This is a genomic window from Rhodococcoides fascians A25f (genome assembly GCF_000760935.2).
Classification (GTDB): Bacteria; Actinomycetota; Actinomycetes; order Mycobacteriales; family Mycobacteriaceae; genus Rhodococcoides.
Genome location: NZ_CP049744.1, coordinates 624,184 through 639,236, shown reverse-complemented (window position 1 = coordinate 639,236; position 15,053 = coordinate 624,184). Strand labels below are relative to the sequence as shown.

At 65.5% G+C, this 15,053-nt stretch carries 13 protein-coding genes; 7 read left to right on the top strand and 6 right to left on the bottom strand.

The window, feature by feature from the left end; genetic code table 11:
- Window positions 1–154: 154 nt before the first annotated feature.
- Window positions 155–1,525, bottom strand: a complete 1,371-nt coding sequence (locus tag BH93_RS02965) for an SLC13 family permease (protein WP_037175647.1) — start codon at window positions 1,523–1,525, stop codon at window positions 155–157.
- Between the two features lie 194 nt (window positions 1,526–1,719).
- On the opposite strand from BH93_RS02965, the gene BH93_RS02960 reads away from it, so the two are divergent.
- The 6 genes from BH93_RS02960 to BH93_RS02935 all read left to right on the top strand — a co-directional run bounded on the left by BH93_RS02960 (window position 1,720) and on the right by BH93_RS02935 (window position 9,551).
- A complete protein-coding gene (locus tag BH93_RS02960) occupies window positions 1,720–2,418 on the top strand; it encodes a FadR/GntR family transcriptional regulator (protein ID WP_032377660.1) in 699 nt (232 codons plus the stop codon).
- A 179-nt stretch (window positions 2,419–2,597) separates the two neighbouring features.
- The gene (locus BH93_RS02955; protein ID WP_037175644.1) at window positions 2,598–3,758 is read left to right on the top strand and encodes an acyl-CoA dehydrogenase family protein; all 1,161 of its coding nucleotides are present in this window, start codon (window positions 2,598–2,600) and stop codon (window positions 3,756–3,758) included.
- 36 nt (window positions 3,759–3,794) lie between these two features.
- A complete protein-coding gene (locus BH93_RS02950; RefSeq protein ID WP_037175640.1) occupies window positions 3,795–5,003 on the top strand; it encodes an acetyl-CoA C-acetyltransferase in 1,209 nt (402 codons plus the stop codon).
- A gap of 35 nt (window positions 5,004–5,038) precedes the next feature.
- On the top strand, window positions 5,039–7,213 hold the full coding sequence (locus BH93_RS02945; RefSeq protein ID WP_037176834.1) for a 3-hydroxyacyl-CoA dehydrogenase NAD-binding domain-containing protein: 2,175 nt from the start codon (window positions 5,039–5,041) through the stop codon (window positions 7,211–7,213).
- Between the two features lie 28 nt (window positions 7,214–7,241).
- Window positions 7,242–7,871 carry a TetR/AcrR family transcriptional regulator gene (locus BH93_RS02940; RefSeq protein WP_347402321.1) on the top strand — a complete coding sequence of 210 codons (630 nt, stop codon included), beginning with the start codon at window positions 7,242–7,244 and terminating at the stop codon, window positions 7,869–7,871.
- Between the two features lie 132 nt (window positions 7,872–8,003).
- Window positions 8,004–9,551 (top strand): acyl-CoA synthetase, encoded by a 1,548-nt coding sequence (locus BH93_RS02935; RefSeq protein WP_037175637.1) that lies wholly within the window; start codon window positions 8,004–8,006, stop codon window positions 9,549–9,551.
- Between the two features lie 55 nt (window positions 9,552–9,606).
- Here the strand turns inward: BH93_RS02935 and BH93_RS02930 are convergent, their stop codons facing one another.
- Genes BH93_RS02930 through BH93_RS02910 form a run of 5 tightly spaced genes read right to left on the bottom strand, consistent with a single transcriptional unit; the run spans window position 9,607 to window position 14,292 of the window.
- The gene (locus tag BH93_RS02930) at window positions 9,607–10,806 is read right to left on the bottom strand and encodes an MFS transporter (protein WP_037175636.1); all 1,200 of its coding nucleotides are present in this window, start codon (window positions 10,804–10,806) and stop codon (window positions 9,607–9,609) included.
- Between the two features lie 3 nt (window positions 10,807–10,809).
- A complete protein-coding gene (locus tag BH93_RS02925; RefSeq protein WP_037175635.1) occupies window positions 10,810–11,472 on the bottom strand; it encodes a class II aldolase/adducin family protein in 663 nt (220 codons plus the stop codon).
- A complete protein-coding gene (locus BH93_RS02920) occupies window positions 11,472–12,407 on the bottom strand; it encodes a carbohydrate kinase family protein (RefSeq protein ID WP_037175634.1) in 936 nt (311 codons plus the stop codon). Before BH93_RS02920 ends, BH93_RS02925 begins: the two co-directional genes overlap by 1 nt.
- The gene (locus BH93_RS02915; RefSeq protein WP_037175633.1) at window positions 12,404–12,883 is read right to left on the bottom strand and encodes an SRPBCC family protein; all 480 of its coding nucleotides are present in this window, start codon (window positions 12,881–12,883) and stop codon (window positions 12,404–12,406) included. The genes BH93_RS02920 and BH93_RS02915 overlap by 4 nt, the downstream gene beginning before the upstream one ends.
- Window positions 12,865–14,292 (bottom strand): flavin monoamine oxidase family protein, encoded by a 1,428-nt coding sequence (locus tag BH93_RS02910; RefSeq protein WP_037175632.1) that lies wholly within the window; start codon window positions 14,290–14,292, stop codon window positions 12,865–12,867. The genes BH93_RS02915 and BH93_RS02910 overlap by 19 nt, the downstream gene beginning before the upstream one ends.
- 138 nt (window positions 14,293–14,430) lie before the next feature.
- Here BH93_RS02910 and BH93_RS02905 point away from each other — a divergent pair, with 138 nt between their 5' ends.
- Window positions 14,431–15,042, top strand: coding sequence for a TetR/AcrR family transcriptional regulator (locus BH93_RS02905; protein ID WP_052070381.1), 612 nt, complete (start codon window positions 14,431–14,433; stop codon window positions 15,040–15,042).
- Window positions 15,043–15,053: the final 11 nt, after the last annotated feature.

Genomic DNA, 15,053 nt, shown 5'->3' with positions numbered 1-15,053 from the left:
AGTGGCCTATCCAATTCCATTGGACCAGCGATTCCCGAAGAAGTCAAGTAACGATGTACGAGTCTTTGCCCAGCTCAGACGCGTGATGGCGGCACGCCGAGTACACGTGCCGCCATCGTTCGAGTGCTGCCAGGCCCGAGGACGTGCCGAACGGCTACATCCAGCCGGGGACGACCAGGATGCCCCAGGCGATCAGTGGACCGATGATCACGACCAGCGCGCTGTATTTGAGAATCTGCTTGTAGAACACGTCGCGATCGATGTCCTGGGCGTTGGCGAGCACCAGCGCTCCGTTCGTGGAGAACGGGCTCACGTCGACGATGGTCGAGGCGATGGACAGGGCAACGATGACTCCGATGGCCCCCACTTCACCGGCCAGCAGGAACGGAACGGCCAGCGGGATGGTGACGCCGAGGATCGCCGTGGACGAGGCGAACGCCGAGACGATGGCACCGATGTAGCAGAGCAGCATTGCCACGAGCAGGGGGATGCCGATTCCGGCTACTGCGTCGCCGACGTATTCGACGGTTCCGGCTTCCTGCAATACCCCGACGAACGTGAGCACACCGCCGATGAGCAGCACCGTCGACCAGCTGATCTGGTTGATCGCGCCCTTCTGGGCCTTGGGCGACGCCAGAGCGAGGATCACGGCGACCGTCATCGAGATGAAGCCGACATCGAGATCGAGTACGAGCGAGAAGATCGCAAGCGATGCCAGGCCGATGAGCGTGAGGATCTGATCGAAGGTGATCGCCTTGACCGCGGTGGCCAGCGGCGGTGCGTTCTCGACGGTGACCGTCTGACCGGACGGCTTGGGAGTCGACGACCCGAACCCGCGCATGACCGTCCGCGAACCTCCGCCGCCGACGCCGCCGCTGTCGCCGTCGGGGCGGGTGCCGTCCTCGTCGTGCACGCTGCGGCCGATGAGCGATCGTCCGCCGAGGAACATGAAGAGCGCAGCCCCGATGGCAGCATTGAAGAGCATGCTGCCGAGGAAGAGTGTGAGCGGACTGTTGACCAGCCCCGCCTTGGCGGCGATGTTGTTGACGGTGACGCCGTAGATGCTGATGGGCGAGAATCCGCCCGCCTGCGCACCGTGGATGACCATCATGCCCATGAGCAGGGCATTGATCTTGTAGCGCGCGGCGAAACCGAGGGCGATGGGGGCCACGATGGCCACAGCAGCGGGCCCGAGCGCTCCGATCGACGTCAGGACGCCGGTGATGCCGAACATCACCCAGGGGATGAGAGCCACTCGGCCGCCGACGAGTCGAACGGCACCGCGGACCAGGAGGTCGACCGTGCCGTTGTTCTGCGCGATGGCGAAGAGGTACGTGATGCCGACGAGGGTGAGGAACAGGCTGCTCGGGAAGCCGGCGATGATGTCGTCGGCACCCATGCCCACGGCAATGGTTCCGACGAAGAACGCCGCCACGAACCCCAACGCACCCATGTTCACGGGGAACACGGTTGCAGCGAGGAACATGACGACGAGCGCAAGGATGGGTATCAACTCGGTCGACATCGAAGGTCTCCGGTCCGTCTCTGGTAGCACTCGAGCGGTTGCCCGAGATCTTCAGTGGCTAATTGGACTGGCCACTGAGTCAATAGGGACTCAACCAGTGAAGTGGATCACTTGTCAAGCCGGGATGTGTCGACCGTTACGTACTTTATGACGGCTAGGGTGGAGGTCCAGAGGAACAGAGAGCGAGTGACACAGTGGCTGAGCAAATTCGCCCCGTGACCCGACCACGGCTGTACGAGGTCATCGTCGAACAGCTGTGCCAGCACATCGCCGACCGCGAGATGAACCCTGGCGATCGACTTCCCCCCGAGCGCGAGCTGGCCGGACACCTCGGCGTCAGCCGAGCATCGCTGAGCCAGGCCCTCGTCGCACTCGAGGTGCAGGGCATCCTGTCCGTCCGACACGGCGACGGTGCAGTCCTGGTGCGACGACCCGTGGGAGACATGGCAATTCGCGCCCTACGCGAACACGCCGACCGTCTGCCCGAGGTGATCGAAGCCCGCGAAGCGCTCGAGGTCAAACTCGCAGAGCTCGCTGCTGCTCGTCGGAGCGACAGCGAAATGGCCGCAATCGACCACGCCCTGTCCGTGATGGCCTCGGAGATCACCGACGGCGATCGCGGCGACTCCGGCGACGAACTGTTCCACCGCGCGATCACCGAGGCGGCACATTCCCCGCTGCTCGCCCGACTCATGGGAGAAATCGCCGGCCTGATTCGCGAGACGCGCATCGAATCCCTGTCGCAGTCGAACCGTCCGCAGACTTCATTGGAGCACCACCGCCGCATCGCCGAGGCTGTGCGCCAACAGGATCCACTCGAGGCCGGCCGAGCGATGGCCGAACACATTCGAATCGTCTCGGACGTCGCGCTGCTGCGAGCAGGCGACAGCTAGACACTTTCGGAAGCGGTCCCCCGCCGAACTCGAAGTTGTGGATCAATTCCGACCCGAATCCGTCCATGACGTCGAGTTCGGCAGGGTGGGGAGCATCGTTGGTTGACATCCAGGTCAGCGTCGCGCCATCATTATTGGCACAGCGCCAATAAGTCGGCGCTTCGAGCCAAGGACTTGCCATGACTGCACTCGCAGACCGCACCAGCGACGACCTCGCTACCGAGCTCGCCGACGTGCGCCAGCTCGCCAGAGGATTCTTCGAGAAAGAGGTAGCGCCGCACCGAGAGGACTTCGCGGCAGCCGGACGTCCCAGTCGCGACGTCTACCGCACAGCGGGAAGCCTCGGGCTGCTCGGCATGTCGGTGCCCGAGCAGTACGGCGGCGGTGGCGGCGACTTCCGTCACGAGGCGGTGCTGTTCGAGGAGCAGGTCCGGGCGGGCGACACGGCCATGCAGTTGGGCGTGCACAGCGGCATCGTTCCGCACTACATCCTGGCGTACGCGTCCGAGGAGAAGAAGCAGCGCTGGCTGCCGAAGCTGTGCTCGGGCGAGTGGATCGGTGCCATCGCAATGACCGAACCGGGCACCGGCTCGGATCTGCAGGGAATCACCACCCGCGCGGTTCGTGACGGCGACGACTACGTCGTCACCGGCGCAAAGACGTTCATCTCCAACGGATCTCATTGCGATCTGATCATCATCGCTGCCAAGACCGACCCGTCCGCGGGAGCCCGGGGACTGACCCTGCTCGTCGCCGAGGTGTCCGACGACACCGAGGGATTCCATCGGGGACGAGTGCTGCACAAGATCGGCCAGAAGGGCCAGGACACCGCCGAACTCTCTTTCGACGGCCTCCGCATCCCTGCCGCCAACATCCTCGGCGACGCCGAAGGTCGCGGGTTCGCCCAGTTGATGCAGCAACTCCCCCAGGAGCGCCTGATCTGCGGCATCGCCGCCGCAGCGATGATCGACGCAGCCGTCACACAGACCGTCGAGTACACCAAGTCGCGCAACGCCTTCGGCAAGACACTGTTCGATCTGCAGAACACCAAATTCGAGCTCGCCGAATGCGCCACCATCGGACGCGTCGTGCGCACCTTCGTCGATGATGCTGTAGCGCAGTATATTTCCGGAACACTCGACGTCACGACCGCCGCAATGGTCAAGTACTGGACCACCGACCGGCAGTTCGAGGTGGTGGACCGCTGCCTGCAGCTCTTCGGCGGCTACGGCTACATGGAGGAATACCCCATCGCCCGCATGTTCGTCGACGGCCGCATCGCCCGCATCTACGCCGGTGCCAACGAAGTCATGAAAGACCTCATTTCCCGCTCCCTGTAGAACTCGGCAATCTTGTTGCCCCAGAAAGGCACCACCATGGAGGCGTTCCTCTACGACGCAGTGCGCAGCCCACGTGGCCGCGGCAAGAGCTCCGGCTCACTGCACACCGTCAAACCGGTCGATCTGGCCGCGAACACGTTGTCCACGTTGCTCTCTCGACACTCGCAGCTCGATCCGGCCCTGATCGACGACGTCGTGCTCGGTGTCGTCACCCCGGTCGGAGATCAAGGCTGTGACATCGCCCGAACCGTCGCGATGGTTGCCGGGCTGCCGGACAGTGTCGCCGGCGTTCAGCTCAATCGCTTCTGCGGATCCGGACTCGAAGCCGTCAACACTGCGGCGCAACGTGTTCGGTCCGGCTGGGATCGGCTCATCGTCGCCGGTGGCGTCGAATCGATGTCTCGTGTCCCGCTCGGGGCGGACGGCGGCGCATGGCCGTGCGACCCACTGACCAACTACGGCAGCTACTTCGTTCCGCAGGGAGTCAGTGCAGACCTCATCGCGACGATCGAGGGGTTCGATCGCGACGCGGTCGACGCCTATGCCGTGCGTAGTCAGCAACGAGCGGCGCATGCGTGGTCGATGGGCCACTTCGAGAAGTCCGTCATCCCGGTGTTCGACGCCAACGGCCGGCTGATGCTCGATCACGACGAGATCATGCGACCGGAGACAACCACGGCCGATCTCGCCGCCCTGAAACCGTCGTTCGACCGGATGGGCGCGCTCGCCGGATTCGACGCCGTCGCCATGCAGAAGTACACCGAGGTCGAGCGTATCGACCACGTCCACCATGCCGGCAACTCCTCCGGCATCGTCGACGGCACCGCGATGGTTCTGATCGGCTCCGAAGAGGCCGGTCGCGCAGGCGGATTGACCCCGCGCGGACGCGTCGTGGCCGGGGTTGTCGCGGGATCGGATCCGACGCTGATGCTCACCGGCCCGGTTCCGGCCACCCACAAGGTATTGAACGCCGCGGGACTGACGCTCGACGACATCGCGGTGTTCGAGGTCAACGAGGCATTCGCCTCGGTGGTGCTCAATTACGCGAAGAAGCTGAACATCGACCACGACCGCATCAACGTCAACGGTGGCGCGATCGCGATGGGCCACCCGTTGGGCGCAACCGGAGCCATGCTCACCGGAATGGCCCTCGACGAACTCGAGCGCCGCGGCGAACGCTACGCACTGATCACGCTGTGCATCGGTGCAGGAATGGGCGTCGCCACCATCATCGAGCGCCTGTGACCGACCCAGCACTCGAACAACGACCCGAGGAAACGATGAACAGCTCTGCGGCACTGAAGACTTCCACGATCACCGGCGAGATCGGCACCGACCGAATCCTCGTGCTGACGATCGACGATCCGACACAGGCCACCAACACGATGAACACCGCGTTCGGCGAGTCGCTCGGACAGTCCGTCGACTGGCTCGAGGCCAACCTCGATGCGTACGACGGCATCATCGTCACCTCGGGGAAGGATTCGTTCTTCTCCGGTGGCGACCTCGAGCTGCTGCGCGACGCCGGTCCGTCCGATCATGCGGTGATCGCCGACGCCCTCGATTTCACCAAGGACAAGTTTCGTCGCCTCGAGCGGCTGGGCAAACCGGTCGTGGCAGCACTCGGCGGCACCGCGCTCGGCGGTGGCTTCGAGATCGCACTGGCCTGTCATCACCGAATCGCACTGAGCCGAAGCAATTCTCGATTCGGTCTACCCGAGGTGACGCTCGGTCTACTGCCCGGCACCGGCGGCGTCACCCGAACGGTCAGGATGTTCGGCATCGTCAAGGCCCTGACTCAGGTTGTGGGCCAGGGCCAGCGGTATCGGCCGGACCGAGCACTGGAACTCGGACTCGTCGACGAGGTCGTCGACACCCACGAGCAGATGATGGCGAACGCACGTGCCTGGATCGTCGCCAATCCCGAAGCGCTGCAGCCCTGGGACAGGAAGGGATTCAAGATTCCCGGCGGCACCGCGGCCTCACCCGCGCTGGCTGCGCAGCTGCCTGCCTTCGCGGCAACGGTACGCAAGCAGGTCAAGGGTGCACCCATGCCCGCTCCGATCGCGGTGGTTGCTGCGGCCGTGGAAGGTTCGGTCCTCGACTTCGAGTCGGCGTCGCTGGTGGAAACCCGGCACTGCACCTCCCTCGCCTGCGGAGCGGTGTCGGGCAACCTGATCCAATCGATGTTCTTCGATCTGGGATCCATCAACAAGGGGGGCTCTCGTCCCAGCGCCGAACCACACCGGGTACCCGAGAAGGTGCTGGTGATCGGGGCCGGAATGATGGGTGCCGCCATCGCCTACGTCGTCGCCTCGGCGAAGGTTCCCGTTGTGCTTCGCGATATCTCGATCGAATCCGCCGAGCGCGGAAAGGATTACGCACGTTCGATTCTCGGCAAGGCCGTCACGAAGGGACGCACGACCCAGGCCGACGCCGATGCGGTGCTTGCGCTCATCACGACCACCTCCGACGCGGCAGACGCCGAGGGGTGCGATCTCGTCGTCGAGGCCGTCTTCGAGGATCCCGCCGTCAAGCAGCAGGCCTTCGAGGATGTGGACAAGTACCTCACCACCGACGCACTACTGTGCTCGAACACCTCGACGCTTCCGATCACTCAACTGTCCCAGGGAGTCTCGCGTACCTCCGACTTCATCGGCACGCACTTCTTCTCCCCGGTGGACAAGATGCCCTTGGTGGAAATCGTGGTGGGCGAACACACCAGTGACTCCGCTCTGGCTCGCGCGTTCGACTTCGTACGGCTCATCGGCAAGACGCCGATCGTGGTCGGCGACAGTCACGGCTTCTTCACCACTCGGGTCATCGGCAGATTCATGGACGAGGCGATTTCGTTGGTCGCCGAGGGTGTACACCCGGCCACCGTCGAACAGGCTGCGCTGCAGGCCGGCTACCCGTCCGGCGCGCTCGCACTGATGGACGAGATTTCGTTGACGCTGTCGCGCCACATCCGAGAGGGCATGGCCGAGGCCGCCCGCGTCGACGGACGAGGGTGGATCGTCTCGAAGTCCTACCCGCTGGTCGATCGCCTGATCGACGAGTTCGATCGTCCGGGCCGCAAGGCGGGACGTGGGTTCTACGAGTACGCCGAGGACGGCACCAAGCTCGGACTGTGGCCAGGCCTGGTGGAGCACTACCACCGACCCGATCACGGAATCTCGTTCGAGGACATGATGGATCGTATGCTCGTCGCGCAATCGCTCGATTCGATCGCGTGCCTCGACGAGGGTGTCCTGCGTACGGTCGCCGATGCGAACATCGGTTCCATTCTCGGCATCGGCTACCCGGCCTGGACCGGAGGCGTGCTGCAGTTCGTCAATCAGTTCGACGGCGGTCTCCCCGGATTCACGCGGCGGGCCGACGAACTGCGGGCACGGTACGGCGATCGGTTCGTCGTGCCGAGGTCTCTGCGCGCCCGCACCGAGCGGTACCTCTGACGCGTCGCGGCATCGGTTCGGTGCGATCATGAGAACCATGCCGGCTGCAAGTACACCCAAGTGGAATCGTTTGGAACCGGACGAGCGACGCACGCAGATCCTGGCCAGTGCGGTTCGCTTGTTCGGTGACAAGCCGTACGCGGAGGTCTCGATGTCGGACGTCGCCGCCTCGGCCGGGGTGGCCCGCGGGCTCATCCACCACTACATCGGCAGCAAACGCGATGTGTACCTCGAGTGCGTTCGCTTTCTGGTCACCGTTCCGCCCATCGAGGACGTACACCTGCCCACGGGTTCGCTCGAGGAACGAGCCCGCGGCAGCGTCCACTGGCTGGTCGGCGTGATCGAAACGCACGGCACGGCGTGGGTGTCGATGGCCAGCGGATCGGGCGTCGACGAGCAGGTGGCACAGATTCTGGACGAGGCCGACGATCTTGCGGCCGAACGAGTCTTGGACGCAACGGCATTCGAAGGCAGAGGCGGTGACCGTCGAATCGCGACCTCCGCGGTACGGGCGTTCGGCGGCATGGTGAAGGCTGCGGGCCGTGAATGGCTCGTGCGCGGCACGCTGAACCGGGAGCAGGTCGAGACCCTGCTGACCGATGTACTCGTGACCGTTCTCGGTACCGTCGACGCCATGGACGACTCTCGGGAACGTTAGCCAGACAACCATTTTCGCGGATTGTCGACACCCGCCGAGCCACGTGCTCACTATTGACACCGCGCCAACAAGATGGAACTGTGACGGTATTCACCCGGGCACCCTCGCCCCCTCTCGCACAAGGGACTCGATATGTATCTCACCCAAGGCCTGCACCGCTCTGCGGCGACAACTCCGAACCGGGCCGCGACGGTGTTCGGCGACCGCACTCGGACTTTCACCGAACAGATCGACCGCGTGGCGCGATTGGCGGCAGGCCTGCAGGCCATCGGAGTCGAGGCCGGTGATCGCGTGGCGATGCTGGCGTTCAACAGTGACCGATACTCCGAATACCTGCTCGCGGTGCCGTGGGCAGACGCCGTGCTCAACCCCGTCAACATCCGGTGGTCGCCCGTGGAGGTCGCTTACGCGCTCAACGACTCCGACACCAAGGTCCTGCTGGTCGACGACACCTTCGGTGCCATGGTCCCGGCACTGCGCCCCGCATGCGCCGGCCTGCAGACCATCGTCTACTGCGGGGACGGTGCCACCCCCGAGGGCATGGTCTCGTACGAGGACCTGGTCTCGTCCCACGATCCCGTTCCCGACGCGCGACGCAGCGGCGACGCCCTTGCCGGCCTCTTCTACACCGGTGGCACCACCGGATTCCCCAAGGGCGTCATGCTCTCGCACGCGAACCTCGTCACCTCGGGCCTGGGAACGGTGGCGACCGGACAGCTGCTCGACGACGCATCGATCCTGCTCCATGCCGCACCGATGTTCCACCTCGCCGATCTGGCCGCATGGGTGGGTCAGGTCATGCTCGGCGGCACCCACGTCATGGTTCCGTTCTTCGAGCCGACCGCCGTCCTCGGCGCGATCGCGAAGCACGCCATCACCGATGTGCTGCTGGTACCGACGATGATTCAGCTTCTCGTCGACCACCCCACGTTGAGCGAGTTCGACACCTCCTCGCTGAGCCGCGTGCTGTACGGAGGATCCCCCATCTCCGCCGGCGTCCTCGAGCGCACCCTCGCTCGGCTCCCGCAGGCGCGCCTCACTCAGGCCTACGGCATGACCGAGCTGGCACCGGTCGCGTCGCTGCTCTGGCCGGAACACCATGTGGGAGAACGCATCGGCTCGGCCGGTCGCGCGGCCCCGCACTCGGAGATCCGGATTCTGGGCCCCGACGACCAGCAGTTGCCCACCGGCTCGGTCGGCGAGATCTGCGTTCGCGGTGGACACGTGATGCTCGGCTATTGGAACAAGCCGGAGGAGACGGCAGCGGCCGCTCGCGACGGGTGGATGCACACCGGCGATGTCGGCTACCTCGACGCCGACGGATTCCTGTTCGTGGTCGATCGACTCAAGGACATGATCATCACCGGCGGCGAGAACGTCTACAGCGCCGAGGTGGAAAGCGCACTGAGCCTGCACCCCTCGGTGCTGGCCTGCGCCGTGATCGGTGTTCCCGACGGCGACTGGGGCGAGCGCGTCCACGCCTGTGTCGTGCTGGCCGAGGGCACGTCGCCGACGGTCGACGAACTCCGCGATCACACCCGCAGCCACGTTGCCGGATACAAGACCCCGCGCACCATCGAGTTCGTCACCGCACTGCCCATGAGCGGAGCGGGCAAGATCCTCAAGCGCGAACTGCGGGACGCGCACATGGCGAAAGACGCTCTCGGAGCGTCCCGGTAACCTCTCCGGTCGCTGATCGACCGAGCATCAGGGCTGCGTCACCGCCGCTGAGCGATCATCGCACCGATTTCACCTGCCATGTCACCGCTGCCCCGAGTGCGGCCAGTACCCCCACCGCCGCGAACAGCGCCGGGTATCCACCGACGGTGGAGAGAAACACACTCGCGAGCAGCGGAGCCATGGCAGGTGGAACGATCGCCCCGATGTTCATCACGCCCAGATCGGTCGCCCGACTCTCGGCGGACGGAAGAACCCCGGTCACCAGCGCCTGATCGACAGCCATGTACGCGCCGAATCCGCCGCCCAGCAACGCCGCCGAGACGAACGTGGCGTCCATCGTGGGATGCACCGCCAGGACGAAGCCGGCGACGGCCTGCATCGATGCCGCGACCGCCACGAAGATCTTGCGGCGACGCATCCTGTCCGACAACGGACCGAAGGTGAAAGTGCACACCACACAGGCGATCAGGTAGACGACGGTGACCTCGAGCAGCGATCCCGTCGGATCGGTCACTCGCAGGCCGTCGGTGAGGAAGAACAGCAAGTAGCAGGTCCCGAGAGAGTTGGCCACGTTGACCAGGATTCGACCCCCGAAGGCCCACGCGAAGTCGCGGTGACGCAACGAATCGAGCAGCGATGCCACGATGCTGCGCAGGCTCAACAGCGCTGTCGGTGAATCGGTTTCGCGATACGACAGCAGAAACGGCACCGCGCAGATCACCAGGGCAATCGCGACGGCGAGGTACCCGCCCAGTACCGACAGTGCGAGTGTGGACACCAGGGCCAGGCCCGCCACCACGCCCAGCGCCTGCGGCGCGTAGATCGCACTCGACACCGTTCCGCGCTGCTCGTCCGGCACGCGGTCGGCCACCACTGCGGTCAACCCTGCTGTTGCAGCACTCAATCCGAGCATCGCCACCGACCACGCCGTCCCGATTCCGAGAACGGTACTTTGCAGCCCGGTGACCACCAACGCACCGGCGAAGAACAGGACGCCGCCGCCGAACCAGACGCGCCGTCGCCCCAACCCGCTGCGAGTGCGGTCGCACAGCGATCCGCACACGGGCAGACCGATCAGGAGCACCACGGCAGAGACCGCGTTGATCACAGCGAAGTCGAACACCTTCGATTGCGGATCGATCTGTTGCAATCGCTCGGGCAGAAGTAGCTGCAGTGGAACCAGATTGGCCATCCAATAGCCCAGCCACGCCACGGAGAACACGGCAATCCAGAGCGGGCGCACCCGGGTGGTCATCGGTCAGTCTCTTCGCACGGGTGCCGCGGTTCCGTATGCACGGCGCACCGCCTCGTCCAAGGTTGCCGCCAGTTGTGCGTCGGTGAGAGCACGTGGGCGCGCCACCGACGCAGCCGATAGGTATACCCCGCAGAGCCATTCGAGCAGTTCTGTGTTCGACAGCGCCGAAGCGAGGTCGTGACCGGTGGCCACCGACCCGTGGTGGGCCATGATCACCGCCGATTTGGACGCGATCGCCGCCACTACCGAACGTGCGAGCTCGCCGGTGCCGAACGGCGCGAACGGCACAACCGGGACGGTGCCGCCGAGAGCGATCTGTGCGTAGTGCACCGGCGGCAGTTCGTCGGTGACGAGTGAAAGAGCCACTGCTGCAGAAGAATGCGTGTGGACCACCGCGCGCGCGTCGCTCGCCTCGTAGATGCCCAGGTGCAAGCCCAGTTCCGATGTCGGCTCGTATGCACCCGTACTCACGACGCCGTCCATCCCGACGAGCGCGACGTCCTCGATCGTGGCGTCGGCCAATACGAGGCCGGTCGCCGTCACCGCCACCACATCGTCGACACGGCCGCTCACGTTGCCTGCAGTTCCGAGAACCAGGCCCCGTCGGCCCAGTTTCCGGGCGGTCTCGGCGACGGACTCTCGGAGTTCGTCCACGTCGGCCGGCATCAGATGGTCCTGCAGGTGCGAGCGAACTTGCGAACGACCTCGAGGTCGTAGGTCCCGAAGTCGGTACCGAGACCCTGCGCGACGTGCGCGGCGGTCGCGTTGCCCAACTCCGCTGACTCGACGACGCTCATGCTCAGCGACAGGCCACGAACGAACCCTGCCGAGAACGCATCTCCGCATCCACTGGTATCCACCACGTCCACGGCGTACGCGGAAACTTCGACGGCGTCCTCGGCCGTCACGACGAGTGTGGGCGACGCCCCGGCGGTGGCGACGACGCAGGACGCACCGAGTTCGAGCAGCCGGCGGCACCCCTCCTCGAGGGTCGCACAGCCGGTCCAGCCGAGGACCTGCTCGTCGTTCGGCAGCAGGTAGTCGACGTACGGGAGTGCGGGCGCGAAAGCACCGAGGCCCTCGGGAACGGACGGTGCCAGACTGTCGACGGTGACGACGACGCCGTCCTCGTGAGCGCGACGAGCGATGTCGCGCGCGGTGTCCGGTCCGAAGAACTCGGGTCCGCCGAGATGCAGGAAGTCGACGTTGTGAAACATGTTCCACGGAACATGCTGAGCCAGATGGCCGTTGGCTCCGATCACGTGCAGAGCCGGCCGGGATCCGTCCGGCCTGATCGGCAACACCGACGCCGAGGTCTGCACCCCGTCCAGACGATGAACCAGGGAGACGTCCACTCCGTCGTCGGCGAGGAGCTGGAGTAGAAATGTGCCGGCCGAATCATTTCCGACGACTCCCGCGGTGTGGACCGCGGCACCGAGCCGGGACAGCACCAATGCCGTTCCCGCGGCGGTTCCCGCGGCCGACATCGCGATCTGCTCGGCCAGTACGGCCTGCTGCCCGTCCGGAATTTCGGTCACTGGGCGCACCAGAGTGTCGAGGATGTGCACACCCAGGGTGAGTACCTCCGGCGGTACTCTCATCGGATCGATTCCGCTCGCTCGGAGAGGAGGATGGCCTCCAGAGTGCACATGGAAACGTCGAATCGCGCAGACATCCCGGCGGTGGCGACAGGCCGCACCAGGCGTCCCGCCCAGCGCGGGGAGACGTCGAACCGGAATTCGAAAGTCATCGCCGTGGAGGTGCCGCCACTGAGCGGCGCGAATCGAAATACGTTCGCCACGTTGGTGAGCGGCGCAAAACCCTGCCCCGAATCCACTCGCAGTCGATTCGCTTCCAGCTGCCGGACGGTCCAGGTGGCGTGAGTGGTGAAGCGGCCGAGCGCTGCCACCTCCTCGGTGTAGACACCGCCTGCGCGTGCAGTGCCGTGATGGGTGGTGACCGACCGGACGTCGGTGACCCACTCCGCATAACGACTGGTGTCACTGGTCAGTGCCCACACCTCTTCCGGGCTCACCGAAAGGGTGCGATGGGCCGAGACTACGAAGCGTTGTTCCACGAGAGTTCTCCTTCGGTCGACAGAATTTCTGCTGCTGCGTTTTCACCCGACCGCACGGCGCCGTCCATGTATCCGTTCCAGTAGTCGGAGTGTTCGGCGCCTGCCCAATGCACTCGGCCGAACACGGTGTCTCGCCACCGGCCGAGCTCGGTCAGCACTCCGGGGGCCAGCACCGCGGTGGGCCCGCCGCGGGTCCATTGCTCGCGAGTCCAGTCCAGCTCGATCCATTCGGTCGGTTCCAGGGCGCGCGGCCCCACCGCGGAGGCGAATGCGCGAAGAACCTCGCCGCGTCGTTCGGCGTCGTTACCGTTCGACCAGTTTCGGCCGCCCCGGTGGCGTGCACCCCAGGTGCCGACGAATCCCATCAGTACTCCCTGACTTCCGTCGGGCGGCGAGTTGTCGAACATCGAGGACACCGGGATGTTGCTGTCGCGAAAGAGGGCTTGCCCGGAGAGCCCACTCGCGCGCCAGAACGGTTCGGGGTACACGGCCTCGCACTTGGCCAGGCCGCCGAAGTTCATCCGCTGGAACAGCGCCTCCTGGACTGCGGGAAGTGTTGGACTCCAGTCGATTCGGGCGGCCAGAACCGGAGGAATCGCGACGACGACCGATCCGGCGATCCACGATTCGGTATCGGTCCGTACCACCACTCGATCCGGATACTGCTCCACCCGGCGCACCGGGCTGTCGAGCCGGACGGCGTCACCGAGCTGCTCGGCCAGTGCGATCGAGATCGCCTGGGAGCCACCGACGAAGCGCCATTGTTGCGCTCCCCCAGCCACACTCATCAATCGGTCCACCGTGCCGGGGGTGTACTCGTTACCCGCCCCGGCCACGTACGCCAAGCCGAAGAGCGCGGACACGTCGGCGGCCGTGCCGCCGAACACCGAGCCGAGCAGGATGTCGAGTAGCTCCACTCCACCGTCGGTGGCCGCGTGGCGACGAGCCCAGGTGGCCAGAGTTTGGGTGTCCCACTCGTGCGCACGGGGTGCATCCCACGGTCTGTCCACGGGAATCTGCCTGGCGGCTCGATCCATTCGTGCAACGAGCATCCCGACGTCGGGTAGCGAGAGGGCGTCGGGTGGGACACCACCGGCGAAGCGTCGGGCGCGTCCGTTCTTGACGTAGACGCTCGATCCGATGTCGTGGGCAGGAAACGTGGCGACGCCGACCGCGGCGGCAAGGCGAAGGATGTGATCCTGCGTCGGACCGACGAACTGCCCACCGGTCTCCACCACAGCGTCTCTGCCGATCGTATGGTTGACCGTCCTCCCGCCGACCCGATCTCGGGCTTCGAGAACCTGGACGGTCAGGCCCGCTGCTGCCAGCTCCCTGGCGGCGGTCAGACCCGCGAGCCCTGCGCCGACGACCACTACGTCCACACGCGAGGCTTCCGGAATCTCGGTCATGGGTGCTCCTTTTCAGGGCTGTTCGATGTAGCGGCGACAGTAGCTCAATATTGGCCACTCGGCCAGGATTGGCCGAAATCGCCTGCTGAAGGGCACTGCGATGGGGGCAGACGACAGCACCCCGGCTACGTTGTATCGATGACCGAAGAGCGCCGAAAGACTCGATACGCACGTGGCCAGGAGCGCCGCGACGCCCTGGTCGACGCGGCCATCGGCGTGATCGGAACGCGTGGACTCGAACGCGTCTCGTTTCGGTCCGTGGCCGACGCCGCCGGCTTCCCGCCGTCGACCACCAGCTATTTCTTCGGCTCGGTCGGTGAGCTCATCGATGCCGCGATCACTCGAATTGCCGAGAACGTGACGACGAAGGTCACCGCGCTCCTCGAGGTGGCGCACACCGGCGGCCTCACGCGCGACGATCTCGCCGACGCGATCATGGACCTGGTCTCGCTGCTCTCCTCCCCCGAGGACGACGACTCCCTCGTCCAGTTCGAGGCATACCTCGCCGTGCGCAGACGGCCCGAGCTGGCAGATTCGGTGCACCGAATCATGCGGATGATCGAGGAGGCGGCCGAAGCGGCGCTCGGGGCATTCGGCATCGCGGAACCACATCTACCGGCTCGGCACTTCCTGGCCTTGATCGACGGCTACACCCTGCACGAGATCGCCAGGCCCACACCGGGCGGAAACCGACCTGCACTGCGAGACGCGCTGTTTCGGGTCCTCGATTCGTACGATCGAACGCCCTGACTCCCGTCCGC